The organism is Luteococcus japonicus, assembly GCF_003752415.1.
In the GTDB taxonomy this organism is placed as follows: domain Bacteria; phylum Actinomycetota; class Actinomycetes; order Propionibacteriales; family Propionibacteriaceae; genus Luteococcus; species Luteococcus japonicus.
Genome location: NZ_RKHG01000001.1, coordinates 756,394 through 782,775, shown reverse-complemented (window position 1 = coordinate 782,775; position 26,382 = coordinate 756,394). Strand labels below are relative to the sequence as shown.

At 66.6% G+C, this 26,382-nt stretch carries 28 protein-coding genes and 1 tRNA gene; 19 read left to right on the top strand and 10 right to left on the bottom strand.

Features of this window, described 5'->3' with window-relative positions; translation table 11 throughout:
* Positions 1-20 precede the first annotated feature (20 nt).
* On the top strand, positions 21-2,189 hold the full coding sequence (gene ligA, locus EDD41_RS03825; protein WP_094764022.1) for an NAD-dependent DNA ligase LigA: 2,169 nt from the start codon (positions 21-23) through the stop codon (positions 2,187-2,189).
* Positions 2,190-2,293: 104 nt separating this feature from the next.
* Here ligA and EDD41_RS03820 read toward each other — a convergent pair whose 3' ends face one another.
* Positions 2,294-3,898 carry a solute symporter family protein gene (locus EDD41_RS03820; protein ID WP_123575012.1) on the bottom strand — a complete coding sequence of 535 codons (1,605 nt, stop codon included), beginning with the start codon at positions 3,896-3,898 and terminating at the stop codon, positions 2,294-2,296.
* A complete protein-coding gene (locus EDD41_RS17095) occupies positions 3,898-4,317 on the bottom strand; it encodes a DUF485 domain-containing protein (protein ID WP_211336577.1) in 420 nt (139 codons plus the stop codon). The genes EDD41_RS03820 and EDD41_RS17095 overlap by 1 nt, the downstream gene beginning before the upstream one ends.
* A gap of 463 nt (positions 4,318-4,780) precedes the next feature.
* Here EDD41_RS17095 and EDD41_RS03810 point away from each other — a divergent pair, with 463 nt between their 5' ends.
* Complete coding sequence (locus tag EDD41_RS03810; protein ID WP_170165156.1) at positions 4,781-5,041, top strand: hypothetical protein; 261 nt, start codon at positions 4,781-4,783, stop codon at positions 5,039-5,041.
* A 45-nt stretch (positions 5,042-5,086) separates the two neighbouring features.
* Positions 5,087-5,542, top strand: a complete 456-nt coding sequence (locus EDD41_RS03805; protein WP_094764011.1) for a ribose-5-phosphate isomerase — start codon at positions 5,087-5,089, stop codon at positions 5,540-5,542.
* Positions 5,543-5,574: 32 nt separating this feature from the next.
* Here the strand turns inward: EDD41_RS03805 and EDD41_RS03800 are convergent, their stop codons facing one another.
* Entirely contained in the window at positions 5,575-5,760 is a 186-nt protein-coding gene (locus tag EDD41_RS03800) for a hypothetical protein (protein ID WP_094764012.1), read from the bottom strand.
* 46 nt (positions 5,761-5,806) lie between these two features.
* Between EDD41_RS03800 and EDD41_RS03795 the strand changes: the two genes are divergently transcribed.
* From EDD41_RS03795 to EDD41_RS03755, 9 genes are all read left to right on the top strand, one after another.
* Complete coding sequence (locus EDD41_RS03795; protein ID WP_123575009.1) at positions 5,807-6,622, top strand: Fpg/Nei family DNA glycosylase; 816 nt, start codon at positions 5,807-5,809, stop codon at positions 6,620-6,622.
* Positions 6,604-8,061, top strand: a complete 1,458-nt coding sequence (locus EDD41_RS03790) for a hypothetical protein (protein WP_123575008.1) — start codon at positions 6,604-6,606, stop codon at positions 8,059-8,061. The genes EDD41_RS03795 and EDD41_RS03790 overlap by 19 nt, the downstream gene beginning before the upstream one ends.
* A 107-nt stretch (positions 8,062-8,168) precedes the next feature.
* Positions 8,169-11,444, top strand: coding sequence for a bifunctional lysylphosphatidylglycerol synthetase/lysine--tRNA ligase LysX (gene lysX, locus EDD41_RS03785; protein WP_123575007.1), 3,276 nt, complete (start codon positions 8,169-8,171; stop codon positions 11,442-11,444).
* A gap of 9 nt (positions 11,445-11,453) precedes the next feature.
* Positions 11,454-12,338 carry an alpha/beta fold hydrolase gene (locus tag EDD41_RS03780; protein ID WP_123575006.1) on the top strand — a complete coding sequence of 295 codons (885 nt, stop codon included), beginning with the start codon at positions 11,454-11,456 and terminating at the stop codon, positions 12,336-12,338.
* A 48-nt stretch (positions 12,339-12,386) separates the two neighbouring features.
* Positions 12,387-12,668 carry a membrane protein insertion efficiency factor YidD gene (locus EDD41_RS03775; RefSeq protein WP_123576840.1) on the top strand — a complete coding sequence of 94 codons (282 nt, stop codon included), beginning with the start codon at positions 12,387-12,389 and terminating at the stop codon, positions 12,666-12,668.
* Positions 12,669-12,963: 295 nt separating this feature from the next.
* Positions 12,964-13,036, top strand: a tRNA-Pro gene (locus tag EDD41_RS03770).
* Positions 13,037-13,189: 153 nt separating this feature from the next.
* On the top strand, positions 13,190-14,422 hold the full coding sequence (locus EDD41_RS03765) for a tyrosine-type recombinase/integrase (protein WP_123575005.1): 1,233 nt from the start codon (positions 13,190-13,192) through the stop codon (positions 14,420-14,422).
* 39 nt (positions 14,423-14,461) lie between these two features.
* Positions 14,462-14,647 carry a helix-turn-helix domain-containing protein gene (locus tag EDD41_RS18090; protein WP_094764024.1) on the top strand — a complete coding sequence of 62 codons (186 nt, stop codon included), beginning with the start codon at positions 14,462-14,464 and terminating at the stop codon, positions 14,645-14,647.
* A gap of 215 nt (positions 14,648-14,862) precedes the next feature.
* Positions 14,863-15,366, top strand: a complete 504-nt coding sequence (locus EDD41_RS03755) for a GNAT family N-acetyltransferase (protein ID WP_123575004.1) — start codon at positions 14,863-14,865, stop codon at positions 15,364-15,366.
* A 26-nt stretch (positions 15,367-15,392) separates the two neighbouring features.
* Here EDD41_RS03755 and EDD41_RS03750 read toward each other — a convergent pair whose 3' ends face one another.
* The 7 genes from EDD41_RS03750 to EDD41_RS03720 all read right to left on the bottom strand — a co-directional run bounded on the left by EDD41_RS03750 (position 15,393) and on the right by EDD41_RS03720 (position 20,445).
* The gene (locus EDD41_RS03750; protein WP_094763822.1) at positions 15,393-15,755 is read right to left on the bottom strand and encodes a type II toxin-antitoxin system death-on-curing family toxin; all 363 of its coding nucleotides are present in this window, start codon (positions 15,753-15,755) and stop codon (positions 15,393-15,395) included.
* Positions 15,752-15,955, bottom strand: coding sequence for a CopG family transcriptional regulator (locus tag EDD41_RS03745; protein WP_094763821.1), 204 nt, complete (start codon positions 15,953-15,955; stop codon positions 15,752-15,754). Before EDD41_RS03745 ends, EDD41_RS03750 begins: the two co-directional genes overlap by 4 nt.
* A gap of 69 nt (positions 15,956-16,024) precedes the next feature.
* Positions 16,025-16,708, bottom strand: coding sequence for a hypothetical protein (locus EDD41_RS03740; protein WP_094763820.1), 684 nt, complete (start codon positions 16,706-16,708; stop codon positions 16,025-16,027).
* 932 nt (positions 16,709-17,640) lie between these two features.
* On the bottom strand, positions 17,641-18,627 hold the full coding sequence (locus EDD41_RS03730) for an ImmA/IrrE family metallo-endopeptidase (protein WP_123575003.1): 987 nt from the start codon (positions 18,625-18,627) through the stop codon (positions 17,641-17,643).
* 109 nt (positions 18,628-18,736) lie between these two features.
* On the bottom strand, positions 18,737-18,904 hold the full coding sequence (locus EDD41_RS16745; protein WP_170165232.1) for a hypothetical protein: 168 nt from the start codon (positions 18,902-18,904) through the stop codon (positions 18,737-18,739).
* A 39-nt stretch (positions 18,905-18,943) separates the two neighbouring features.
* Positions 18,944-19,822, bottom strand: coding sequence for a nucleotidyl transferase AbiEii/AbiGii toxin family protein (locus EDD41_RS03725; RefSeq protein WP_123575002.1), 879 nt, complete (start codon positions 19,820-19,822; stop codon positions 18,944-18,946).
* Positions 19,819-20,445 (bottom strand): type IV toxin-antitoxin system AbiEi family antitoxin domain-containing protein, encoded by a 627-nt coding sequence (locus EDD41_RS03720; RefSeq protein ID WP_123575001.1) that lies wholly within the window; start codon positions 20,443-20,445, stop codon positions 19,819-19,821. The genes EDD41_RS03725 and EDD41_RS03720 overlap by 4 nt, the downstream gene beginning before the upstream one ends.
* A 141-nt stretch (positions 20,446-20,586) precedes the next feature.
* Between EDD41_RS03720 and EDD41_RS03715 the strand changes: the two genes are divergently transcribed.
* The 7 genes from EDD41_RS03715 to EDD41_RS03685 all read left to right on the top strand — a co-directional run bounded on the left by EDD41_RS03715 (position 20,587) and on the right by EDD41_RS03685 (position 26,008).
* Complete coding sequence (locus EDD41_RS03715) at positions 20,587-21,813, top strand: hypothetical protein (protein ID WP_123575000.1); 1,227 nt, start codon at positions 20,587-20,589, stop codon at positions 21,811-21,813.
* A gap of 111 nt (positions 21,814-21,924) precedes the next feature.
* Positions 21,925-22,242 carry a nucleotidyltransferase family protein gene (locus EDD41_RS03710; RefSeq protein WP_211336575.1) on the top strand — a complete coding sequence of 106 codons (318 nt, stop codon included), beginning with the start codon at positions 21,925-21,927 and terminating at the stop codon, positions 22,240-22,242.
* Entirely contained in the window at positions 22,226-22,546 is a 321-nt protein-coding gene (locus tag EDD41_RS18085; RefSeq protein WP_123574999.1) for a HepT-like ribonuclease domain-containing protein, read from the top strand. Before EDD41_RS03710 ends, EDD41_RS18085 begins: the two co-directional genes overlap by 17 nt.
* Positions 22,547-22,681: 135 nt before the next feature.
* Entirely contained in the window at positions 22,682-23,599 is a 918-nt protein-coding gene (locus EDD41_RS03700) for a type IV toxin-antitoxin system AbiEi family antitoxin domain-containing protein (RefSeq protein WP_123574998.1), read from the top strand.
* Between the two features lie 337 nt (positions 23,600-23,936).
* Positions 23,937-24,131, top strand: a complete 195-nt coding sequence (locus EDD41_RS16535; protein ID WP_148060462.1) for a hypothetical protein — start codon at positions 23,937-23,939, stop codon at positions 24,129-24,131.
* Positions 24,128-25,201, top strand: coding sequence for an IS3 family transposase (locus EDD41_RS03690; RefSeq protein WP_123574591.1), 1,074 nt, complete (start codon positions 24,128-24,130; stop codon positions 25,199-25,201). The genes EDD41_RS16535 and EDD41_RS03690 overlap by 4 nt, the downstream gene beginning before the upstream one ends.
* A gap of 30 nt (positions 25,202-25,231) precedes the next feature.
* Positions 25,232-26,008 (top strand): nucleotidyl transferase AbiEii/AbiGii toxin family protein, encoded by a 777-nt coding sequence (locus EDD41_RS03685; protein WP_123574997.1) that lies wholly within the window; start codon positions 25,232-25,234, stop codon positions 26,006-26,008.
* The last annotated feature ends 374 nt before the right edge of the window (positions 26,009-26,382 follow it).

Genomic DNA, 26,382 nt, shown 5'->3' with positions numbered 1-26,382 from the left:
TCCCCGTGAACCACGACGTGATGCCCGACGAGCCCGACGATGCCGCCATCCAGCAGGCCGCGGCCCAGGTGGAGGCCGCCCCGGATGCCAGCAGCGATGAACGACACCGCTGGCATGACCTGGCCGAGCGGATCACCGACGCGCAGGAGGCCTACTACGGCGCCGACGCGCCCACCGTCTCCGATGCCGAGTACGACCTGTGGATGCGCGAGCTGCAGCAGCTGGAGGAGGACTTCCCGGAGCTGCGTACACCGGACTCACCCACCCAGAAGGTCGGCGCGGCCCAGCGGATGACGGACTTCGCGCCCGTCACCCATGCCGAACGGCTGCTCAGCCTGGACAATGTCTTCTCCACCGAGGAGCTGACCGAGTGGCTGGCCCGCACGGAGAAGTCCGTCGGGGCGGCTGGCAGCAAGTACCTGTGTGAGCTGAAGATCGACGGGCTGGCCATCAACCTCACCTATGAGAAGGGCCGCCTGGTGCGTGCCGCCACTCGCGGTGACGGCCGGGTGGGGGAGGACGTCACCGGCAATGTGATGACCATTGCCTCCATCCCCAGGACGCTGACCGGGGACGGCGTCCCGGAGCTGGTGGAGGTGCGGGGCGAGGTCTTCTTCCCCGTCGCGGCCTTCGCGGAGTTGAACGCGTCGCTGGTGGAGGCGGGCAAGGCGCCCTTCGCGAACCCGCGCAATGCGGCGGCGGGGTCGCTGCGGCAGAAGGATCCGTCGGTCACTGCCAACCGTCCGCTGGACATGCTGGTGCATGGCATCGGGGCACGGTCCGGCTTCGACATCGCCCGGCAGAGCGAGGCGTACGAACGGCTCACGGCATGGGGCCTGCCAACATCTCCCTACTACAGGGTGCTCCAGACGCCTGCCGAGGTGCTGGACTTCGTCGCCCACTACGGGGAGCACCGGCATGACGTGAGCCATGAGATCGACGGCATCGTGATCAAGGTGGACGAGATCGCGCGCCAGCGCCAGTTGGGTACCACCTCGCGGGCCCCACGCTGGGCAATTGCCTACAAGTACCCGCCGGAAGAGGTCAACACCAAGCTGCTGGACATCCAGGTCAATGTCGGGCGCACCGGCCGGGTCACCCCCTTCGGCGTCATGCAGCCGGTGAAGGTGGCCGGCTCGACCGTGGCGATGGCCACCCTGCACAATGGCTTCGACGTCAAGCGCAAGGGCGTGCTGATCGGCGACACGATCGTGCTGCGCAAGGCCGGCGACGTGATCCCGGAGATCCTGGGGCCAGTGGTGGAGCTGCGCGACGGCACCGAGACCGAGTTCGTGATGCCCACCCATTGCCCCTCGTGCGGCACCGAGCTGCGTCCGGAGAAGGAGGGGGACAAGGACATCCGGTGCCCCAATTCCCGCACTTGCCCGAGCCAGCTGCGCGAGCGGCTGTTCAGTCTGGCCTCGCGTTCCGGCTTTGACATCGAGGCGCTGGGCTTCCAGGGGGCCGATGCGTTGCTGGCTTCGGGCATCCTCGCCGACGAGTCGACACTGTTCGAGCTGACCGCCGAGGACCTGGTGCGGACGCAGTTCTACACGCGGGCCGCCAAGAAGCAGGAGAAGGAGAACCCCGAGGCTGTTCCGGCGCCCGGGGTGGTCGACGGCCGGGTGCTGAATGCCAATGGGCGCAAGCTCTTGGACAACCTGGACAAGGCCAAGCAGCAACCGCTGTGGCGCGTCCTGGTGGCGCTTTCCATCCGGCACGTCGGGCCCACGGCCGCCCGCGCGCTGGCCACCCGTTTCGGATCCCTGGACGCGATCAGGGCCGCGACGGTGGAGGAATTGGCGGACACCGAGGGCGTCGGCATGGTGATTGCCGAGGCCGTCGTCGAGTGGTTCACCGTCGACTGGCACCTGCAGATCGTCGAGCGGTGGGCTGCTGCCGGTGTGCGGATGGCCGACGAGCGCGACGAGTCCATCGAGCGCACCCTGGATGGCTTGACGATCGTCGTGACCGGCGGGCTGGAGGGCTTCACGCGCGACGGAGTCAAGGAGGCCATCATCAGCCGCGGCGGCAAGGCCTCCGGCAGCGTCAGCAAGAAGACCGACTACGTGGTGGTGGGGGAGAATGCCGGTTCCAAGGCCGCCAAGGCCGAGGAGCTCGGCCGCCCCATCCTCGACGAGGCCGCCTTCGTGAGGCTGCTGGGGGGCGGCCCCGAGGCCCTCGCCTGACCTGACACTCGTTCCCCGAGCTCGTCGAGGGGACGCAAGAGGCCCCGTCCAGCCAGTAGCTGGACGGGGCCTCACCCTCTGCGACAAGGGCCCTCTGTGAGGGATCAGTGGGCGATTGCGTCGCCGGCGCCGATACCGGTCATCGAGCAGACCTCCATCTCGGCCTGCAGGTCCGAGTCGGGCTTGGGGGAGGTGAGGCTGCCGATGACGCCCATCAGGAAGGCCAGCGGCAGGCTGACGATCGTCGGGTTGGTGAGCTCCAGGAAGGCGAAGTCGGCATTCGGGAAGAAGGCCGTCGGCCCGCCGGAGATCGACGTCGAGAACATGATGATCAGGACGGCCGAGAGCAGGCCCGCGTAGATGGACCAGACGGCGCCGCGGGTGTTGAAGCGGCTCCAGTACATCGTCATCAGGATGGCCGGGAGGTTGGCCGAGGCGGCGACTCCGAAGGCCAGCGAGATGAGGAAGGCGATGTTCTGCCCATTGGCGAAGATGCCGCCGATGACGGCCAGGATGCCGATGGTGACCGACGTGATGCGGGCCACCTTGACCTCCTTGACCGGGTCCACCTTGCCGTCGTGCAGGACGTTGTTGTAGATGTCGTGCGCGAAGGAGGCGGAGGCGGTGATGGTCAGGCCGGCGACCACCGCGAGGATGGTTGCGAAGGCGACGCCGGAGATGATGGCCATGAAGACCGAGCCGCCCAGGTGGTGGGCCAGCAAGGGGGCCGCCGAGTTCGCCTTTCCGGGTGCGGCCTTGATGACGTCGGCGCCGACGAGGGCCGCCGCACCGTAGCCAAGCACCAGGGTGAAGATGAAGAAGACGCCCACCAGGCCGATGGTCCACACGGCCGACTTGCGTGCATCCTGTGCGGTGGGGACGGTGTAGAAGCGCATCAGCACGTGCGGCAGGCCCGAAGGGCCACAGACCAGGGCGATCGCCAGCGAGATGAAGGACAGCTTGGTCCAGCCATTGGTGCCGTACTGGAGCATCGGCTCCATGATGGCGTCGCCCTTGGGGTGCGCCGCGACGGCCTCACCGAAGACGCGGGACAGGTTGAAGCCCTTGAGCGCCATCACCCACAGGAACATGATCGCGGCACCGCTGACCAGCAGCACGGCCTTGATCATCTGCACCCAGGTGGTGCCCTTCATACCGCCGACGAGCACGTAGCCGATCATGATGATGCCCACCAGCGCGATGACCAGGCTCTGCCCGTTCTTGGAGCTGATGCCCAGCAGCAGGGCCACCAGGCCACCGGCGCCGGCCATCTGGGCGAGCAGGTAGACGAAGCTGATGGTCAGGGTGGATGCCGCGGCCGCGGTGCGCACGGGCTTCTGGTTCATCCGGAAGCTCATCACGTCGGCCATCGTGTACTTGCCGGTGTTTCGCAGTGGCTCGGCCACCAGCAGCAACGCGATGATCCAGGCGACGAAGAAGCCGACGGAGTACAGGAAGCCGTCGAAGCCATTGAGGGCGATGGCGCCGGTCACGCCCAGGAAGGCGGCAGCGGAGAGGTAGTCGCCGGTGATGGCCAGGCCGTTCTGGCGGCCGGAGAAGGCACCGCCGCCGGTGTAGAAGTCGGTGGACTTCTTGGCGGAGTCACGGGTGACCTTGATGACAACGGACATGGTGCCGATCACGAACAGGGCAAAGATGCCGATGTTCAGGAGCGGGTTGCCGACGGTCTGCATGATGGTGGGGCTCATCAGTTGACCTCCTTCTCCAGGCGGGCGCGCAGGGTGGCGGCGCGGGGGTCGAGGTTCTTGTTGGCATGGCGCACGTACAGGAAGGTGACCAGGTACGTGGTGGCGAAGTTCAGCAGGCCGAACAGGATGCCGACGTTGACGAAACCGAAGACGCGGCGTCCCATCACGTGTGGCATGTATGTGGCCATCAGCACGAAGACGAAGTACACGCCGACGAAGGTGAGGACCATCGGGAAGGCGAAGCTCGTGAAGGACTGGCGCAGCTCCCGGTATTCGGCCGAGTCCTTTGCGGCGACGAAGTTGATGCCGTCCGTGTGGTGTTCGGGGCCGACCTGGCTGAGCTCGGGAAGCGGCCAGTGGTCCTCGGGGAGGTGTGCCTCGACCTCTTCCGAGGTCGAGTGGTGGTGTGGATGCGTCACGTGGGCTCCTGTCGGGGCGCCGAGGATGGTTCCTCGGTGTGTGGCAAGGGGTGTCGACGGATTGTCGGACCTTGGGGACCCGGGGCTCGGGTCATGGTGTGGCGCTCTGCCTGCTCGGACGGGCGACGTTGTCGGTCCGGCGGGCCAGTGGGTTGACAGTGCCACACTTGTGAACCCATGCACAAGAGATTTCGTGAAATTTGTCACACTCCGGCACGCGGTTTCGGCAGCGGATCCCTGCGAGGGTTGCGCGAAACTGGCGCAGATCTGCTGTCCCGGCGGTATCTGACCTGGTGAGGCGAGCTGCCGCCGAAATTTCGCAACGCTCGCAGGGATGTCCACAGAAGGGGCCCGCCGAGGGATTGTCCACAGTCGATCGCGCGAGTGAGTCGCCGGGCGATCCGATCTCCAGCCTCCATGGGCATGAGTGGTCGTGATGAGGTGATGGCCCTGCTGGAGGAGGGTGGGGGAGAAGATCGTCGTGGACGTGGCGATGGAGCAGCTCAAACTGGCCATTGAGGTGCAGTTGGTGGCGCACCACACGGACCCCGTGAGCTTCTGTGCAGACCAGCTGCGCATTGCCAGGCTCGTGGCCAACGGCTGGACCTACTTCCCCGTCACAGTGCCGATGATGGAGGACGAGGCCACCCTGATGGCGCTACTGCAGGCGACGTTCGTCAGGTGTCAGCTTGAGCAGCGGCTTGTGCCGGATGCCGAGCGGTGAAGACCTGGCGGGCTCCTATCGGGCCGCATCTGAAATAGTTGGGGCATGCGCGTACACATTGCCACCGACCATGCCGCCTTCGAGCTCAAGGAGTACCTGCGCGAGCAGCTGAGCGCCGCCGGACACGATGTCGTGGACCACGGCGCCACCAGCTATGACGCGGAGGACGACTACCCGGACACCTGCATCCCCTGCGCCGAGGCCGTCGTTGCGGATCCGGAGAGCCTGGGCATCGTCCTGGGCGGGTCCGGCAATGGCGAGCAGCTGGCCGCCAACCGCGTCAAGGGCTGCCGCGCGATCCTCGCGTACAACACCGAGATCGCCAAGCTTGGCCGCGAGCACAACAACGCCAATGTCATCTCCCTTGGCGGGCGCTTCACCACCAATGAGCAGGCCTTGGAGATCGTCAACGTCTTCCTGACCCAGCCCTTCACGCAGGAGGAGCGTCACGCGCGCCGCGTGCAGAAGATGACCGACTACGAGGACGCACACCTCGCCTGATCAACCCGGGTCCCGATGAACCCAGGTCCGGATCAGCGGCGCCGCCCCTGGGCCCGCGCGACGAGCTGCTGCACGACCTTCTCGGCGGCCAGCTTGTCGGCCGGGGCGGGGCGGCTGACCTCGCGGGCGCGCACGGCTCGTTCCGGTGTGACCAGGCCAGTGGTGCCGTCGCGGCCGAACTCACGCCGGAAGCCCTGTTGAGTGCGTTCGCTTGTCATGCGTGGAATCCTAGACCTGACGTCCACCACACGCCGAGGAGGTCTGATGCCCGAGGGTCACGTGATCCACAGGTTGGCGCGGGCCACCATGGACCACTTCGGGGACAAGGCGGTGCAGGTGAGCTCTCCCCAGGGCCGCTTCGACGGTGCCGCCGCGAGCCTGGACGGGACGGTGCTGCAGGGTGCCAGTGCCTGTGGCAAGCACCTGTTCATCGACTTCGCCAGGCCCCACCCGGAACACATGGTCCACATCCACCTGGGACTGATCGGCAAGTTCTTCTTCGCACCGCTCGCTCCGCCCCGGGGCGCTGTGCGGCTGCGGATCACCGACGGCGTCACCGCCGCGGACCTGCACGGTCCGCAGATGTGCCGGCTGCTCACTCCGCAGGAACAGCAGGCGCAGATCGCGAAGCTGGGGCCAGATCCCATCCGTCCCGACGCCGACCCGGAGATCGCGTGGACACGCATCCAACGTTCCGGACGCAGCATCGCCTCGCTGCTGATGGACCAGCGGATCACGGCCGGCGTGGGCAACATCTACCGGGCCGAGGTCCTCTTCCGTCACCGTGTGAACCCGGCGACGCCCGGAAACACGCTGCGCCGTGCGACGTGGGAGGCCATCTGGGCTGACCTGGTGCTCCTGATGCGCGACGGCGTCACCGTCGGCCGCATCGACACGGTGCGCGAGGAGCATGGCCCCGAGGCACAGGGCCGACCGCCACGGGTGGACCGGCATGGGGGAGAGGTCTACGTCTACCGTCGCGCCGCGCAGCCCTGCCTGGTGTGCGCCAGCCCCGTCAAGGTGGCCACGCTGGAGGGCCGGAATCTCTACTGGTGCTCGCGATGTCAGCGTCGCCGGTGATCGAGTGGGGCGGCCTGGAGATCCACGTCGCTCCTGATGGAGAACTCAGCACCCTCACCCTGGCGGACACGGGTGCCGTCGTCGCGCGAGGCCTGGCAGTGCGCCTTGCGGGCGGTTGGGTCCATGGCCGCACCGAGCTGTTGCTGGACGAGATCGAGCAGCACTTCAGCCTGGAGGCGGGCGGGGCGGTGCAGGCGCGGGCCGTGGTGCGCCACGTCTTCGACGACGTCTGGAGCATCCGGGTCCAGGTGCAGAACCTCACCGACGTCGACCTGGCTGCGCCCGCAGCCTGGCTGGAGATGACCACGCCATGGCCCGCGCGGCGGTGGTTGGCCGGGGCGGAAGGGCAGATCAGTCTGGACGTCGCGGAGCTCGATGGGCGGCTGCTCACCTTCACCCAGTTGCGGGGGCGTAGTCGCCTGTCCGACGGGCTCTGCTGGCTCACTGACATGCCCATGCGCCTGGGCCCGGCCGGCACCCCGCATGCGGGCTACCAGGTGAGCTGGCGCGCGGACTGGTTGCGCGATGAACGGGTCCAGGCTGCGGCACTGCCCACCTGGTGGCCCGAGCGCACCGTGTTGCGGGACGTGGAGGACACCGTGACGCTGGAACTTCCGGATGCCGCCGTCGAGGCCGCAGGGATCTCGATCCTGGAGGATGGGGATGCCCGGGTGCTGACCGCCAAGGAGGGGGTGCACCTGGCGCAGGTGCACGCAGGGCGGGGGACCACCGACGTCGAACTGGCCTGGGCGGGAGACCTCGTGCATGCGCACCTGATCCCGGCGGCCCGTGGACTGCTGGCACGAGACCCGCGGACCTTGGCACCCCATGAGGTCTTCCTGTTGGGGCGGGCGCAGCAGCGCGGTCACCTGGGCGAGGCCCCGGCCGATGCCGTCACCCAGGCGGTGGAGAGCCTTTCTGCCCGTCCCGGGCCCATTGCTCCGCTTGCCTTGGCGGCGGTTGCCGACGAGGTGCTGGCCCATGGCGCACCCGAACTCGTCGAGACGCTACCGGACCTGGCCTCCCGCTGTGCCCTGCAGCCCGGAGCCCTGACCTGTGCCCTGCACGCCACGCTCGCAAGCAGGCTGTCCGGCGGTGCACCGACGCTGCCGCTGCCCTCGGGCGCGGTTCCGGGTGACGACGAGCAGCAGCGGGCTGTGGCGGAGGCGATCATCCACACCGAGATGTTGGCGATGCGGGCGGTGGAGCAGATGCCGGCCGCGACGGTGCGCACCCTGGCGCTGCTGGGAGCCGGGTTGCCGGGGCACACGGCAGACCAGCTCACCCGTGCCGTCGTCTGGGCGGTCAGCGGGAACCTCCCGGAGCACTGGGAGGTGGAGCGGTGGCCGGTGCCGCTGGCACGGGTTCGTGAGGACGCTCGCGCCCGGCTGCTTGCCGAACGATGTGGCGACGAGGTCCTCGCCTGGCTGTTGTGGTGATGGGTCTCCGGCGCCAGATGTAGTCCCTCCTGCCACCACGGGATGATTTTCTGTGCCATCAGGCTGTCATGTGCCGTCGATGACCTTGTGGGGAGCAGGATTGCCCCATGCCGTTGTCGAGCACTACCCGCCGTCGAGTTCCGCAGCTCCTCTCGCGGGTCTTCTACATCGCCGCCTTCCTGGTGATCCTCCGCGAGGTCTTCCGCGGCACGCACTGGGTGCGCGCCGCGGTCGACCTGTTCAGCAGCCTGGTCTTTCCGGTGGACACCGGAGGGTTCGGGTTGGCGGTCTACTGCGGCATCGTGGGGGCGGCCCTGATGCGTCGCAAGCGTGTGGCCTGGTGGATGGCCACCGTGTGGCTGGGGATCTGGTGGTTGGCAGAAGTCGTGGCGTGGGTGGCAATCCTGACCAGCCTGTGGCAGGGCGGGCCGCTCGACCGTGGCCTCAACGGTGAGCTCTTGGAGTACGGCTTCGGCGTGGTCACCACCACCTTGCTGCTGTGGCTGCTGGTGACCAATCGACGCGAGTTCACCGCCCGCCTGACACCCGGTAGCCTGCGCGCCGCCGCCCTCACGGCGCTGGCGGGCATCGTGGCGTCACTGGGTGCCGGCTATCTGTTGGGGATGGTCGCGGGGCGTACGGGGCGGCCACGCTCGCGGCTGATCAGCATCGTGCAGCACGTCGTCTACGGGCAGAACGCCAGCATGCCCAAGATGGTGCCGGGCTGGGTGCAGAGCGTGGTGGGGCTGCTGATCGGCCTGAGCCTGTTGGCCGGGTTGCTGGTGCTGATGCGCTCCCAGCGCTCGCAGGCGACGTCGACCCTCGAGGACGAGCTGGAGCTGCGGCGCCTCCTGGCCCAGAACCCGGAGGACTCGCTGGGCTACTTCGCGACCCGGCGTGACAAGCAGGTCGTCTTCGCCGGGAATGGTCAGTCGGCCATCACCTATCGCGTGCAGTTCGGGGTGTGCCTGGCCTCTGGGGATCCCATCGGGCGACGTGAGCAGTGGGACGGGGCTGTGTCCGCCTACGTGGGGCTGTGCCACACCTACGGCTGGACCCCCGGCGTGGTGGGCGCGTCGGAGGCGGGCGCCGGAGCCTACGAGCGTGGCGGCCTGCGGGTGATCCGCGTCGGGGACGAGGCAATCCTCAATCCACAGTCCTTCACACTCGAGGCGCGTGAGTTGAAGGCGGTACGGGGCACCGTGACCAGGCTGAAGAACCTGGGCTACACGGTGCGCGTGCGCCGGCATGACGAGATCGCATCGGAGGAGCTGGACCACCTCATTGCCCTGAGCGAGCAGTGGAGGGATGGCGACGACCGGGGCTTCTCGATGGCACTGAACAGACTGGGGGATCCCCTGGATGGCGCGTGTGTGATGGTGCAGGCCATCTTCCCGCCCGGCTCGCACCAGCCCGAGCAGACGGCAGGGCTGCTGTCCTTCGTCCCGTGGGGTGCGGACGGCCTGTCGCTGGACGTGATGCGTCGCAACCCGGAGGCGGACAACGGGATCACCGAGTTCATGGTGGCCGGCCTGATGGGTGTTGGCCGGGAACGCGGCTGGCAGCGGGTGTCGTTGAACTTCGCGGTCTTCCGCAGTGCCTTCGAGGAGGGGGAGCGGATCGGGGCGACGGCCCTGGACCGCGCCAAGCGTCGGGTCTTGATGATCTTCTCCAGGTGGTTCCAGATCGAGCAGCTGTACCGCTCCAATGTGAAGTACGCACCGGCCTGGCAACCACGCTTCCTTGCCTACGAGGATGCCGCAGACATTGGTCAGGTCGGGGCCGCGATGGGGCTGGCGGAGGGATTCCTGGACCTGCCCTGCTGGGGCAATCCGATGCCCGCCATCGAACAGCCACTCACCCGTGCCGATGACCCGGTCATCATGGACTTCCTGGCGCGCCCGGTCCTGGAGCTGCCCACCGCAAGGGTTCCGGAGCAGATGCGTGGCCGGCTGGACAAGCGAGCTGCGTTGCTGGCGGAGGGTCAGCAGCCCTACCCGGTGACGACGGGCGTCGACGCGCAGTGTGCCGATGTCGTCGGCAGGCCAGGGGAGCGGATCACCATCGGCGGACGGATCGTGGGGGTGAGCGATCACGGAGGGGTCTGCTTCGTGCGCCTGCAGGACTTCTCGGGAGCTACCCAGGCCCTGCTGGAGGCCTCGAGGATGGGGCGCGACGAGCTGCGACGCTTCGACGACGTGACCAATCTGGGGGACCAGGTGGCCTTCGGCGGCGTGTGTGGTGCCTCGAAGACCGGAACCCCGTCGCTGCTCGTCGACGAGTGGAGGCTGACCAGCAAGTGCTTGCGTCCGTTGCCGGACAAGTACAAGGGGATCAGCAACCCGGAGGCGTTGGTGCGCCAACGTTACCTGGACATGATCGTGAACCCGGTCAGCAGGGATCGGCTGGCCGTGCGGAGCCGTGCCTTCCAGGCGGTGCGCCAGAACTTCCTCGACGAGGGCTATCTGGAGGTGGAGACCCCGATCCTGCAGACCATCCATGGTGGGGCCAATGCGCGGCCCTTCCGCACCCACATCAATGCCTATGACCTGGACCTGTACCTGCGCATCGCGCCGGAGCTCTACCTGAAGAGGTTGATGGTCGGGGGGTGTGACCGGGTCTTCGAGATTGGGCGCAACTTCCGCAATGAGGGTGCGGATGCCACGCACAATCCGGAGTTCAGCGTTGTGGAGGCCTACCAGGCGCACGCCGACTACCGCTCCATGCAGCGATTGACCGAGACGATGGTGCGTCGCGCTGCCGTGGAGGCCACCGGGAGCAGCATCGTGCGAGGTACTGGAGCCGATGGGGCGGTCCATGAGGTGGACCTTGCCGAGCCGTGGCGCTGGATCTCCGTTCACGACGCCATTTCCGAGGGGCTGGGGGAACAGGTCACTCCGGATACCTCGCGTCAGGAACTGGCCAGGCACGCGTCGCGCCTCGGGCTCGACGTGGTGCCCAGCGATGCCCGCAGCGACGTGCTGGAGAGCCTGTACGACGAATTGTGCGAGAAGCCCACGGTCGCACCCACCTTCTTCTGCGACTTCCCGGCCGACCTGTCGCCACTGACCCGCCCGCATCGGGAGGACGATCGGCTGGCGGAGCGGTGGGACCTGGTGGTCTTCGGCTCCGAGTTGGGCACGGCATATTCCGAGCTGGTGGATCCCGTGATCCAACGCCAGCGCCTGACCGAGCAGTCGCTCCGAGCCGCCAATGGCGATCCGGAGGCGATGGAGATCGACGAGGACTTCCTGGCGGCGCTCGAGTACGGGATGCCCCCGACCGGTGGCTTGGGGATCGGTCTGGACCGGCTGGTGATGTTGCTCACGGGCGCGTCGATCCGGGAGACCATCGCCTTCCCGCTGGTCAGGCCACGGCGCTAGTCTCGGATCGTGGTGGAACCCAAGGGCGATGTGACGTGCTGCGCCGGACGAGAGCTGCACTGGCGGGAGAAGCCGGGCACGGAGCCGGCTGTTGTCCTGATGAATGGATGCGGTCTGGCCATGGAGTTCTGGCGTGACGTCGTGAAGCTCCTCGACGGTGTCCGGGTGCTGCGCTATGACCGGCCTGGCATCGGGGGCACCAGGTGGCCCGGGCATTCGCCGCGTCTGGAGGAGGAGGTCGCCAGCCTGGCGGCCCTGATGGAACTGCGGGGGATTCGGGGGGCGCTGCTCGTGGCGCATTCGATGGCCGCCTTCCACGCCGAGGCACTGGCTCGTGTCCGGCCGGACCTGGTTGGTGGCGTGGTCTTGGTGGACGGGTCCGTGGAGTGGTACTCGTCGGCTCCGGGCGTGCCGGCGCCGACGGTGGCGCGACGCTTGGCCAAGGTCGTCGATGGCATGCGGCTGAACCATGTGGCGGGGTTGGCCTTTCGTTGGGGGTCGTGGTTCCAGTCGCATCGGGAGTTCTCCCGGATGAGCATGGGGCGTTTGACGCAGATCTATCGGGATGCGGATTCGCTTGCCATGAGCACCGCCGAGTCGATGTCCTACGAACGTCAGGGCTGGGACCTGCAGGAACTGCGCGGACGCCATCCGTGGCCCGGGGTGCCGACGCTGCTGTTGACAGCCGCCGATGCCTCGGATGGTCAATGGATCGACGAGCAGGCCCGGCTTGCCCGGCTGCTGGAAGCCCGGCATGTGGTGGTGGAGCAGTCCAAGCACCTGATGATGCTGGACCGGCCGGATGCCATCGTCGGGGCCATCCATGCCATGCGTGCCCAGGCGGGTGAATTCACAGCCCCAGGGGTGCAGCCAGAGGCAGCCGGGCCGGGCTAGCCTGACTGCCCTGACGATGGCATGAGCCTGAGCATGAGGAGCACGGACATGAACTTCATCGACTCCATCGCACTGCGCCTGGTGGAGGGGTATCGGGCCCAGTTGTCGCCGCGCAAGGGGTGGAAGTGCGCGTCGGGTGTGGCTGGTGGCGGCACCTGCTCCACCCTGATCCGCAACTCGATCGCCGAGCGCGGGGCCGTGGCCTCCGCCGGCACCGCGGCACGCCAGTTCGCGACGTGCGCCCGGGCCGCCTCCGCGATCCGCCGGTCGGACATCCGGGTGGAGGGCGTCTGCTGCTGCGGCCCGATCCCGATTCCCTTCCGCTTCTGAGCGGTCAGTGCCAATAGTTCCTGCGCTGGTAGCTGTCGTGGAAGTCAACTTCTTCGCACCACGCTTCATAGATCTCGCCATTGCGAGGACGCTGGGGGCGGTGAGGTGGGGATGGATGTGAGTGTCATGCATCAAGCCTTGACCGCTGTTGGAGCCGTCTCAAGGGCTGGGTGCTGTTCGCTTGTTTGCTGAATGCTGTCGGCCAGCACGGCCGGCCGATTCTTCATGCGACGTGCTGATCGTCTAGACTCGTGGAGTTCGCATCCCGGAGGCTTCACTCCGAGATGCGGCTTCACGGGGCGTAGCGTAGTGGCTAGCGCGCCTGCTTTGGGAGCAGGAGACCGCAGGTTCGAGTCCTGTCGCCCCGACAGATTCAAGAGCTTCATCTGACAAGGCGTTTCTCCTATTTGACTAGGGGAAACGCCTTGTTCCATGTCTCGGTCCGATGAGCACCAAGGGGCCTCCGAGGGACTTGTGGGGACATCTGAACCCCACGTATCTCCCACGACGAGAGGCTCGACATGACTACGAAGCGGACAACCTCATCTCCGACCAGCGATGCGGGAAACGCCAGTGACTTGCGTTCCCCCCAAGGGAAACGCTCCACGCGCCGCGGGCGCTCCAAACGGGGCTTCGGACGGTTGGACAAGCTTCCCTCTGGGAAGTGGCGTGCTCGGTATCTGGGGCCAGATGGTCAGGTGCACTCGGCAGATCACACCTTCGTGGCCAAGATCGACGCCGAAGGTTGGCTCGTCGACGTTGAGCGGTCGATCAGCCGGGGTGAGTGGCAGGCTCTGGTGGCTCCCCGGCCCGCGCTGGTGAAGGAGGAGGCTCCGGTCGAGGTCGTGTTCCGAGACCTGGCCGGCGACGAGGTGGCCCGACGTGACCTGACACCGAGGACGAGGGCACTGTACGAGAGTCTTTTGGATCGGCTGATCCTTCCCGAGTTCGGGGATCAGGCGGTGGCGTCGATCACGCCGAAGCAGGTTCGCGCGTGGTTCGACCGGATGGGGCCGGAACGGGCCGTGCAACGAAGCCACGCGTACGCGCTGCTCAAGTCCTTGCTGGCGGTGTGTGTGGACGAGGAGTTGATTGTCGTTAATCCCTGCCGCATCCGTTCGGTGGGTCGGCGCAAGTCCACCAGGGCGATGCAGCCGGCGACGGTGGCCGAGCTCAACCGTGTGGCCGATCGGTTGCCACCGGGGCAGGCGCTTCCCGTGCTGTTGGCGGCGTGGTGTGGGCTTCGTTCTGGGGAGGTGCGGGCGCTTCGGGTTGGGGACGTCGACACCGTGACCGGGTGGATTCACGTTCGTCAGGGCGTGACGCGGATCAAGGGGCAGGTGATCGTGGGTCCGCCCAAGACGCCTGCGGCGATCCGGGATGTCGGTATCCCGCCGCATCTGCTACCGGCGCTTCGTGAGTGGCGTGCAGGTCTGGGGGAGCGGAGGGCGCGCTCTGCGTACTTCTTTCCTGGTCGCGGTGAGCTGCCGATGAGTGAGAAGGCGCTGCGGTATGCCTTCGACCAGGCACGCGATGTGATGGACCGGCACGATCTCACGTTCCATGACCTGCGTCACACTGCTGCCACCATGGCCGCGCAGAATGGCGCCACGACCGCCGAGTTGATGGCGCGCATGGGGCACACGACGGCCCAGATGGCGATGCGTTACCAGCACGCCAGTCGGCAGCGCGAACAACTCCTGGCAGGGCGATTGGCCGAGCTGGCCCGCGGTGGCGATGGCGCGTCCGAGTAGGTGTCGGTCACGGGAGAGCGCGTGGCGGCTTGGGCGGGCATGGAGCATCCACGGCGAGAGATTGAGGTCGAGACCGTGCAGTCGGCTGCGCGCCGGCTGGGGGTGTGTCCCAAGACGGTGCGTCGGATGATCTCTGACGGGAGACTTCCGGCGTACCGCCTCGGCCCACGGATGCTGCGCTTGGACCCAGCCGACGTCGACCGCCTGTTGCAACGGGCTTCCTGACCTCACGCACTGATTGCCTGTCGGATCTGCGCCACTTGTCGTCGCGCGTCAGCAGTGTCGAAGCCGACCGTTGAAGGAGTCCGGTGCTGGGTATTCCACCCGACTTGTCCAGATGCGTGTCCCGTGCGTGAGCATTCTCAACTGCCGAAAGTCGGACGTTGCGGTTCGCCGAGATTTGCGTTGCCGTGCCCCCGGCGACCCGCGAAACTCGTCGCATGGCGAACACTTCAGACCGCAACGACTGGCGCGAGCGCCTGACCTTCACCCCAATGACCGTCGAGGCAGCCCAGGTGATCGCTGACCACTGGAAGTACGCCGCGCCCTATGACTTCTACGACGCCACGGCTGACATGGGGGACTACAAGGAGTTCGTCACTGCCGCCCAATGGCCCGACCGGTTCTGGCAGGTCCGCCACCACGAAGACCTCGTGGGCTTCTTCACAGCAGACACAGGCGATGACGACCGTTGCGAGATCAGCCTCGGCCTCCGCCCCGATCTGACCGGAGGCGGCCGTGGCCTCAGCTTCCTGCAGGCTGCCTTGGCCCTCTTGGAGACCGAAGGGCTCACGCAGTCACCGGTCACGCTGATCGTTGCGGCATTCAACCAGCGGGCCACAAAGGTCTACGAAGCAGCCGGCTTCGCCACCATCCGGACGTACACGCAGGCCACCAACGGCAGCACCTACGACTTCATCGAGATGGAGCTGCGCAAGCACTGATCGACGCCCGCTCTTGCCGCGGCGGTCTAGTGCCAGCGGGCGAGCGCGTCGGCAATCTCGGGGAGGCTCAGGCGCCCACTGGCCACAGCGATGACCAAGTCGTAGGCGTCGTCATCCGGCGCCTCCACCCAGGCGCCATTGATGTCGAGGAAGACGACGGTGGCGAGCCACCCGAGGCGCTTGTTCCCATCCACGAGAGCGTGGTTGCGGACCAGCGATTCCAACAGTGCAGCAGCCTTCTCGTCCAGACTCGGGTACGCCTCACGACCCCACAGACTTGTTCGCGGCCGATGGGCCGCCGAGTCCAGCAGGCCCAAGTCACGCAATGGACCAACCTGCAGGTCGTCGACCAGCGCGAGCAGGTCCTCCAGGTCGAGGCACTCGGTCACTGCCCGAGTCGCTCCAGCACGTCGGCATAGCGCGCACGAGCTCGACGGGACGAACCCGACACCTTGCGCTCATGCCCCCGCCGCTCGGCCGCCTCGTGAATCGCCCGGATCGTGGCCTCCTGACGGCTGATCCCCTCGTCCTGTGCCAGACGTGCGAGAACTCGCTCATCGTCCTCGGTCAACCGCAGAGTCATTGCCATGACTCCATGATACCAATGTGGTATCGCACTCATGCCGCGATCGGAAAGGCGCGACCGTTTCCCGCGAAATCAGATGGTTCTTACAGCGGAGCGGCTGTTCTCGATGTGCCAGGCCATGAGGGCCGCGTCGTCGAGACCGGTCGGAGTGGGGTTCTTGGCGCTACGAAGCAGCTCGGTGACCCCGCCCAGGGGGAGGCAGTCGACACCGAGGATCCCGTCATAGCCGTCATAGCCCTCGTGCAGGCGAAGGATTCGCCCGTCAGAGCTGAAGACCTGCGCTTCGGAACCGTGCTCTTCGGGGGCTCCCACCGTGGCTATGGCTGCGCCGGCGGTGGAATGGGCGACGAGCCAGCCATCGTCGAAGAGGGCGAACCACGTGGCGGCGGATCCACCACCCGGCAATGCCGGGAACGATGCATCCGGCAGGCGACCTTGGAGGACGAAGCGGCTTCCGAGCCACCATTCGTGGTCGGCGAACCCGACCCGAGTGGAGAAGCGAGAGCGCCAACGGCGCGTGGGGTGGGAAGCCAGAGTCTCCAGAAAGATCTCAACGTGAGCTGCTGAAGCCCAGTGGTGACCCATGCCACAACCGTGCAGATAGGCGTGGATGACATCGTTCTCCCGGTACTGTACCGCCTGCAGTTCCGCGCCATCCGCCCAAGACAGCGTGACCGTTGTGGCCCCGTGCTCCTCCTCGACGGTGGCCGACGCCCCGTCCCTGGGGCGAGTCAGCACTTCCAGTCGAGGGTCCATGCCAGCATCCTAGAGAGGCTAGGCACGCACCATCGACCATCGCACGGACATGCCGCAGACCGTGGGGTGATTGTCCTGGTCCTATTCTCAATGCCGGCGTAGCCACCCGCGTTGCCAGGGGGACTCGACGGCGCCAGGGTCGTACACATCCCGTACCCAAGCGACAGCTGCATCTGCCTCGAGCCCGTCCAGTATGGCCATAGCAGCCAGAGCAGTCCCCGTATGGCCCCGTCCGCCACCGCAGGCCACCTCCACCCGCTCGACCTCCGCCAATCGCCATGCCCGCTCGATTTCAGCCCATGCTGCCTCCCGGGACAGGGGCAGCCCGAAGTCTGGCCATTTCAACCAGGTGTACGGCCATGGGGATTCGGGTCGTGCCACAAGGCGTAGAGGCCGTGCTCGGCGGGAGTAGTGGTGCGTGCTGACCAGCGGCGCCCACGAACCAGGCGCCCGCTCGGCAACTCCGCCACGCCTCGCCGCCGGGCTCCCACTGCATCCAGTGTGCCCGCCAGAAGACACTCTCTTGACGCGTGGTGCGTAGCCTTCGGCTGTCGCGCTCTCTTGCCGCTGCCGGAGCGAGCATTCGCTGGCGGAGCTGTCCATTCCGACGACACTGCTGGCATGACTTGGACCATGACATCTGAAAAACACTGACCGCTGAAGCGGGGAATTGATGGCTGCGGTGGGCCTGTGCCTGCTCGACCATGTCTGGCCGCGCACCACCAGCAACCAGACAAGGCAGTGACCGCGAGTCCGCAGCCTTACTCGCTGTCGCGGGTGTCCACCAACCTCCGCGACCGCCTGTGGCTTGCGGGCGAACGAAGCGCTCCGTTGGACGACGAGCGCGACGGTGCCATCCGCACGGGTCTGGTTCGTCTGGGCGGCAGGAAATGTGTTCGTCCGCTCACAAGGCGCCCAGATGCCCGCCACTGTCACAGACGTGGAGCTGCAGGACTCGCGACCGAGGGATGACGCGGGCACCTCAACCTGGTGGGAGGGTCTGAAGATCGCCGCGTCCCTGAGTCCCACCTGGGAGCCGGACCGTCTGGCAGCATCGCCGTGCGGTCTGCCGCGACGTTGCGGGCGACTGTCTCTGCGAGGGCTTGGCCTATGGGCTGGGTGTTGTCTGGTGCCGCGGTGGCGTCGAGGATCTGGTGGGCGGCTTGGAGGACTCGGCTACCGGTGTCGTGGATGACATCGGCGACGGTGGTGCCGTCGGGGTGGTGGGGGAGCGCTTGCTCTGCCCAGCCGGCGACGTAGGTGAAGGTGTACTGGCTGCTGTCGAGGCCGTGGGCGGCGGTTACGAGGTAGGCGACGGATTCGGCTTCGACCTCGCGCCTGTCCCGACAGACCGGGGCGCCGTCGGTGGTGGGCTGGTGGAGTAGGACGTGACCGAGTTCGTGGGCGAGGGTCTTGACGGCTTGGGCGTCGTCGACGTCGTCGCGGACCTTGACGGTTCGGGTGGTGTAGTCGGTGTATCCGTTCGCGCCGTGGCAGTCGCCCCTCTCGAGGCGGAAGCCCTGCGCGTGGACCAAGCTGGCGAGGGATTGCCAGAGACCCTCCGGGGCCCGGCCGGTCAGCAGGGCGGGGCGGGGCGGTTCCGGGACGGGGTCGCCGGTGGTTTGGCTGATGTCGAAGACGCTGGTCGGCTTGGCCCCGACGATCTGGGTGGCCATCACCGGTTTGCCCTTGTCATCGAGCACGGGTGTGCCGTCGGGCTTGAGTTTGGGTAGGCGGCGTGTGACGGGGGCGAGGATGCGGATGCCGTGTTCGCCGCGGGTGACCTGGCGGTGGAGGCTCTTCTGCCAGGTGGTGTAGCCGGCGACGAGGGTGGCGTCGGGCGTTGGGTCCAGATCAGGATGGTGTTGTTGAAGCTGTACTGGTGGAAGCGGCTGGCGACGCGCAGCCAGGCCTGCCACTGTGCGGAGCTGGTGAGGTTGGCGACTTTGTCGGCGATCTGCGCGTGCAGGTGCTCGAGTTGTTCTGCTCGTTCTGCCTTCTGGTCTTCGGTGGGTGGTCGGCGTGCCATCACTGCACCGCCTGCGTTTGGTCGGTGAGTAGTTCCAGGGCGGTGTTGATGAGGTCGTCGACTTGGTCGTGGGGTGCGTCGGCGGCGCTGAGGTCGTCGGCCTCGAGGAGCAGCTGTTCGATGATGAGGGGACGGTCGGTGCTCAGTTCGTCTGGATGAGTGGTCATGCCCACCCAAGCCGTGGGGGTTCTGACTGTGCCGGCCGGTCAGTACTCCGTCTGGAGCGGCGACTGCTCTGCAGCGGTGACGGCGTGGTGCCAGGCTGCGAGGGTGACGTTGTGGGCTTCTTGGGGAGTGACCTGTGGCTGGCACTGGTGGTTCAAGGAGGTAGACCATTCGTCACTGGATGGGGTGCGTGTGGGCAGGTTCCAGGGCTTGGGGTAGCCGCCGGTCGGGCCGATGCGTCGATAGGTGCGTGCTGCTTCGGCGGTGATGTGTCCGGCGGTGGCCAAGGCCCATAGGTCGTAGAGGTCGCGGGGTGCGTTGCGGGTGGTGTCACTCCACGCCATGGTCTTGGCCACCACGAATCCGGCCGGTGTGGGCGTGGTGAGCTCCAGGTCAGGCAGAGCGTGGTAGCGCTGGTGAACCAGTGCGGTGCAGTGGGGAAGCGGAATGTAGTTGCGTCCATCGATGAGCTGGATACGCAGCTGGGTGTCGCCGATCTGGTAGATGCAGGCCTCGGTGTCTCGCTTCGCCGCAGTGAGGGATGGTTCAGCCGTGACCTTGCCGAAGCTCCGGGCCAGTCGGGTCCGGATCGCGTCGTCCAACGCCTTGGCTACCGTTGGGCGGGGTCCGATGGAGAGTAGGTCGATGTCTTCGCTGAGACGCAGGCCATCAAGGATGGTGCGACTCAGTGCAGTTCCGCCGTAGAAGACGAACTGGTCACGCAGGGGAGCGATGGCTGCCAGGACATGTGAGATGACGAAGTCGTGCTCGATCGACTCGCGGGGAACGCCGTAGTGCTCCATCTGTGCCCGCGCATCCGCGTTCGAGAGCTTGTAGCTCGCTGGGGCGACTGGTTGGCGTGTCACCCGGGCGCGGGGTGGCCGGCGGGCAGGGGGTGTGTTGTTGTCTGGGGTGGTCATGGCAGTGCCTCCTCGACAGCCCGGGCGAGGGTTCTCGCTCGTGGGTTCGCGATACCCAACGCAGTTTCGGGGTCGACGTGCGCGGCCAAGGCCTTGACGGCTGCGCTGGCTTCGTTGGACAGGCCTCCGAGCTGGGGTCGGGCGATCAGGTCGACGAAGGTCTGTTCGGGGGTGGTGACGAGGAAGGCGCCCAGGCGGCCGGTCTCGAGCCGGGCGTCGAGTGCGTCGACGTCGGTGGTGGTGAACGTCACCTGTGTCTGGTCAGTGAGGACGACGGGTCGGTGCTGCTGCGGGACGGCGATGACTGTGGTGGCGATGGCGCGGGGGATGGCGTGGTGGAAGCGGGCGGCGCCGATGCCATACAGGACGGGGATGCGGTCGCCATACTGGGCTGTGGCGTAGGCCATGGCCGCTTCCTCGGGGTTGGGTCGCCAGGGCATGTCAGGGTCGATGTCGTCGGGTTTGACGGTGTAGGTGCCTGGGGCGATGCGCACGACGCGTCCTGTGCGTTGCAGGCGTAGGAGCTCCTTCTCCGGGTTGGCATACAGGTCGCGCAACATCAAGGGGCGCACGGTGCGCAGTGGGGCAGCGGCCAGGGCGGCCGGGACACCTGTCGTCTTCACATCACACCTCCAGTATGCAAAAGACTACCCTGTGGGGGCCTGGATGCATATTGATGGGTGTGAGCGAGGCTTCCTGACCCTGTGGTGCAGGGCCAATTGCCAGGGGTGTGCCATGAATGTCGCCGGTGGCAGGATGGATGCATGCGAAGCGACCTGGCCGACGAGGTCTTGCCCTTGATCCGCTCGAGTGGTGACCTGCATCGGTATCGGGCGGCCAATGAGCACGGCTCCCAGATGCACGAGGCCGTTGACATCCTCGAGGAGGCCGTGGGCGTCGAGGATGCCTCGGTGGTCCATGACGTGTGTCAGCGGGCGTTGATGTCGTCGCTTCGGATCATCATGCGTGCCGATGATTCGGCCGGGATCATCGGGGACGCCTGTCAGCGCCTGATTGCGCTGCATCCGGTGACGGCAACGGCGGCCAAGGTGCCGGTGGCACGGCTGGTGGCGTGGATGATCAAGTTCCAATTCGACGAGGAGTGCGACTTCTTCACCTTGGATCCGGTGGCCTACGCGCCGGTGCTGAGGGAAGCGGGCATCGCGCGTTACCGCGCGGAACTGGCCCGACGACAGTCCGACCTGGCTGGGTGTGCGCAGGCTCGCGACGGCTACTCGCATGAACGTTTCGTGCTGGAACACAATGCCCGCCGGCTCGCCGTGCTCGACCGTGATGTGGAGGCGATCATCGCCACTCACGCCAGAGACGGGTCAGTTTCGGCCTGGGCGCTAAAGACGGCTGAGGCATTCGTTGAGATCGCAGACGTGGAGCGGGCCATTGACTGGGCCCGGCGGGCGGCCCTGATGCCACCCGAGCACCAGGCGCTTCGGGCAGGCAGATTGTGGCGGGACTTGCTGGCAGAACACCGCCCCGGCGAGGTGTTGCCGTCCAGCCTGGAGCTGTTTGAGCGATGGCCGAACCAGAGCACCGCGGCGCAGGTGCACGCAGCTGCGGGCGACAGATGGCCCGGACTGCAGCAGCAGGTGGTTGGACGCCTCAAGGGACGCCCGTGGGAGGCCGTGGCCTTCCTATTACGCCAGCTGGCTGATGTGGATTCCGCGTGGCAAGTGGCCCACGAGCACGCGGACCTGGTGGGCGCTGGCTTGTGGGGTGAACTGGCTGAGGCGAGGGGCCTGTCCCATCCAGACGAGGCTATGCCTGTCCTGGTTCGGCTCGCCGACGATGAGCTCCGCGAGACGGGTGCGCGGCACTACCGCGTCGCAGCGAATCTCTTGGTTCGGGCCCGGCGGTTCGCCGTCGCCGCTGGCCAAGGCGATGATCTCGATGCCGTCGTTCGTGAGATGCGCGAGGTCCATCGCCGTCGTCCGCGGCTGCAACAGGAGTTCGACGCGGCGGGACTGGCACGGTGAGCTGGCCGCAGTGACCTCATCTGGAAGGTCCACGCCGCTGCTCGGGTGAGGCGCTGCAGATCGAGGTGCGGCAGGTCGGCGGCAGCATCAGGGTGCCGGTAGGATCGATTCATGACGATGACTGTGGAGGGCCGGGATGCGCGCGTGCGTCTCGATGCGCATGCTCAGGGCATCGATGAGGTCTTTCGTCGCTATGGCGCGGTCAATCCGCGCCTGTTCGGGTCGGTGGCTTGTGGTGAGGCGACCTCCGAGAACGACATTGACGTGCTGGTTGATCTGGTTCCCGGCCAAGGCAATGACCTGCTCCGAATTGCGGGGCTGACCGGGGAGTTAGGCGGCCTGCTCGGCTGCCGGGTTGACGTCGTGACGGCCTCGATTCTGCGTCACGGGATTGCGGAGACGGCGCTGGCAGATGCGGTGCCGTTGTGAGTCGGTCGGACGAGCGGGGGCTCAGCGACATCGTTGCGAGCATCGACAATGCCGTGAGTACGCGACGCACTTCGGTGACGAGCAGCTCGGCGAAAGGGCATTCGAGGCGGTCCTGCGCGACCTTGCGGTCATGGGCGAGGCAGTTCGCGCTCTGAGCGACGAGACTAAGGACGACATGCCGCAGGTGCCTTGGCCAGCCATTGCGGGTCTGCGCAATGTTGTCATCCACAGGGTGTCTGCGCGGCAGCGTGCGGTCGCTGTCTTCAGTGCGATCTCCTTCGCGAAGATCTGGGATGGACGATGAAGTTCCCGAAAGCGCACTGGCATGCTACGGCGCCGGACTTGGACCTCGATTGGAGGCCCTGTGTGCCGGAGCTCTCTCCTGTCAAACTTATCGCATCTGCTTGGTTACTAACATAATGAATGTTAGTATTCCAGCATGAAGAGTGGTGAGGTGCGCAGGACCCTGGCTGAGATCACCGGGTCTCAGTGGGGTCTGGTGACGTCTCGGCAGGCGCTTGCGCGCGGCGTCAGTCACATGCAGCTGAGCCGGCTCGCTGACACGGGCGACTTGGTGAGGCTTGCCCATGGCGTCTACCGGGATGGCGGAACTCCTTCTGGTGAACTTGACGATCTCCGTGCTGCGTGGCTTTCCACGAAGCCAACCGCGCTGGCCTATGAACGGCTGGCCCACCATCGGTCGGAGGTTGTCGTCTCGCTGGCGTCCGCGGCGAACCTGCTCGAGATTGGCGGCTTTCGCCCCACGATAGTGAGCTTCACCACCGCGGCACGGCGGCAGACACAGAAGACCGACATCCGCTACCGGACACGCAAGCTTCCCGACAGTGACATCGCCATCGCCGGAGGCCTGCCCGTCACGACGGTGGAACGTACCATCGCCGACCTGGTCGAGACGAACGAGGACCTGAGCACTGTTTCCGATGCCTACCGAGACGCGAGCCTGCGCATGACCGTCAACCGCGACCGCCTGGAGGAGCTCCTGGGGCCGCTGGCTCAACGCAACGGGTTTCCCCAGGGTGGCGGCGCTGCTCTGCTGCATCGGCTCGAGGAACTCGCTGGCCTCGACATCGACAGCGTCGCGGCCCGCGTCTCTTCTGCGCCGGAACTGGCTGCCCGCGTTCTGGGGAACCTGTTCCCCGATCTCGCAGCCATGAAGCCAGTCGTCACGCCGCTCAGGATTCAGGGTCTGGAGCAGTTTGCCCCAGCGCTGGCGGCCCTGACCATCCCCCAGAACCTCCTGAAGGATCAGCAGGAAGCCACCTCGAAGATGCTCCAGCCCATCCGTGAAGCACTGGCGAGCAACATCCCGTCCCAAGTGAGGAAGCTGGAACCATGATCCCCGAGCCATACCCGACGCCAGTCGCGGTAGAAGCCGCCATCAAGGACGCCGCCCGGAAGGCAGCCAAGCTGGAACCCGATCGTAGTGTCGGTGATTTGATCCAGCAGCCCTGATTGGCAAGCTGGTTGTGAGTCAGGGAGGTGCCGTGATGATTGAGCAGCGGACCGCGAGGGAGCGGGCGGAGTTGGTGGCTGAGTACTTGGTGTTGCCGCAGGGGTCGAAGGGGCGGTGGCTGGATGAGCATGGGGTTTCCCAGCGGCGGATGCAGTCGTGGCGTCGGCAGTACTTGTATGGGGACTTGGAGTTGGGGTTGGAGCCTCGCGATACTGCGCGTATGAGTGCCACGGATGGGGCGGAGTTCGCCCGGTTGAAGGCGCAGTTGGCCATCGAGCGTCAGGCTCGTGAGGAAGAGGCGCGGCAGGCTCGGGAGCAGATCGAGTCGTTGACCCGGGCCAATGATGCGTTGGGAAAAGCTATCGGGCTCTTGCAGCAGCTGTCCGTCAGGCAGGGGCCCACCAACGGCGAGTGACGGGGCAGGTCAGCGCCGAGCAGGAGCGGTTCTTGGCGGCCGAACAGGCGCTGGTGGACGACCTGCGCCAGGCGGGTTGGAGCCTGCGGCGATCGTTGTCGGTGATCGGGTTGTCGCGTTCGTCGTGGCACTACCGCAGTCATCCCCGTCCCGGGATCGCCAGCCCGACACCACACCGGGGGCGGGCCTACCCGAACCGGGTCGGGGAGCAGGACCAGCAGCGCATCATCGGCCTGTTGCGCTCGGCGGCGCAGCAGGGAATCAGCGCGTATCAGGCGTGGTTCGACGCGTTGGACGCCGGGGATCCGGTGGCGTCGTTGTCGACCTGGTACCGCATCGCCCGCGCCGAACGGATCCGTTGCACCACTGCTCGACGTTCCCGCAAGCGCTCGTCGGCGATGCCGCAGTGGCATGCCACCGGCCCCAACCAGGTGTGGTGCTGGGACATCACCAAGCTGCCCGGCCGGTACAAGGGCCAATGGTTCAACCTGTATGCCGTCATTGACGTGTTCTCCCGCCGGATCATGGCTTGGCGTGTCGAGGACTGCGAGGATGACCAGCTGGCTGCCGACATGTTCACCACCGCATTCACCACGCACGGCGTCCATCCCCGCATCGTCCACTCCGATGGAGGTCCGTCGATGATGTCCGACGAACTCGCCCGCGTGTTCCGCGCGATGGGCATCACCCGCTCCCGCAACCGGCCGCGGGTCTCCAACGACAACCCCCACATGGAGTCATGGTTCAAGACCGCGAAGTACCACCGTGACTGGCCCGGATACTTCACCGACCTCGACGCCGCCCGGTCTTGGGCCGCACGTCGGGTCACCGACTACAACCAGCACCACGCCCACTCATCCCTGGCCGGCCACACGCCCCAGTCGGTTCACGACGGCACCTGGCACCAGGTCCACCACCGACGCCAAGCCACTCTTGAGGCCCTCGCCCACCGATATCCCCAACGATTCACTCAGCCACCCCACCTGGCCACACCACCCGCACATGCCTGGCTCAACCCCGACGGCATCCTCGACGAGCAAACCCGCCGCGAGTGTCTCCACACAGGTTGACAGCTTCCGCAGGCGTACTTCGACAGATTCTTGACCCGTCTCTTCCTCTCGGACGGGGGTTGGATGCTGAAGGGCGGGGCCAGCCTGCTGGCGCGGGTTCCCGCGGCACGGTCGACGACGGACCTCGATCTGTTCCTGAAGGGTCGCGGCCTGGACGATGCGCTTGCAGAGCTTCGTGCGGCTGCCGGTCGTGATCTAGGTGATTGGTTTCGTTTCGAGTATGTCGGCCACCGGACCACCCTTGGTGGTGACCAGCAGCCCTACGCTGAGGGCTATCGCGTCAGCTTCGAGGTCTACATTGGCGCCGCCAGACGCGGGAGGTTGAACGTGAATTTGGTGGTCAAGGTGGCCACCACAGTGCCGCCGGAGATCCAGCACCCCGCCAATGCGCTCGACCTGCCCCGGCTGCCCTCGGCTGCCTACCGGCTCTATCCCCTGGTGGACCAGATCGCGGGCAAGGCCTGCGCGACGTTGGAAGGCCACAGGGGCCGGCCATCGTCGCGGGAGAAGGACCTCGTGGACCTTGTCCTCATCGCCGCCACTTACGACATCAACGGTGACCAGCTACGCATTGCCCTGGCGGCCGAGGCCTTGATGCGCAGACTCGACCTTCCCAGCGCCTTCATGGTCCCCGCGGCCTGGGGACGCGTCTACGCAGCCAAGGCGAAGACGATCCCCGCCATCCGCGCGTACGACGCCGCAGCTGCACGAGCGCTCATGGCAAAGTTCCTGGACCCGGTCCTTGATGGTTCCTGCGTGAGCAAGATGTGGATAGCCGACGAAGGCGCATGGTTGCTGATGCCGTGAGGCAGTCATGCTCGCAATGAGCCTGCCGAAGGTGCAGGTCTGGTGTGTACCACCGCCCACTGTGTCCCACATATGTCCCACGGCGCCGCAATGGGTTCCGGGTCCACGGGGGAAACGCCTAGTCAACCGGGGGAACGCGGGTGAAGTGCTTTGGTTCGAGTCCTGTCGCCCCGACCGGTATAAATGGTTTTTTGAGAAGGCATCTTTCCCCGGTGTGACTAGGGGAGATGCCTTCTTCGTTTTGTCCGTCTTGAGTGGGGCCCAATGTGGGGCATGTTCGGCCCACGCGTATGCCCCACGCATCTCCCACGGTCGCGTGGTGTCGACCGCCTGCTCGTTCGGTCGCGGCGGGGCCTGCCAGAGTGGCCGGGTGG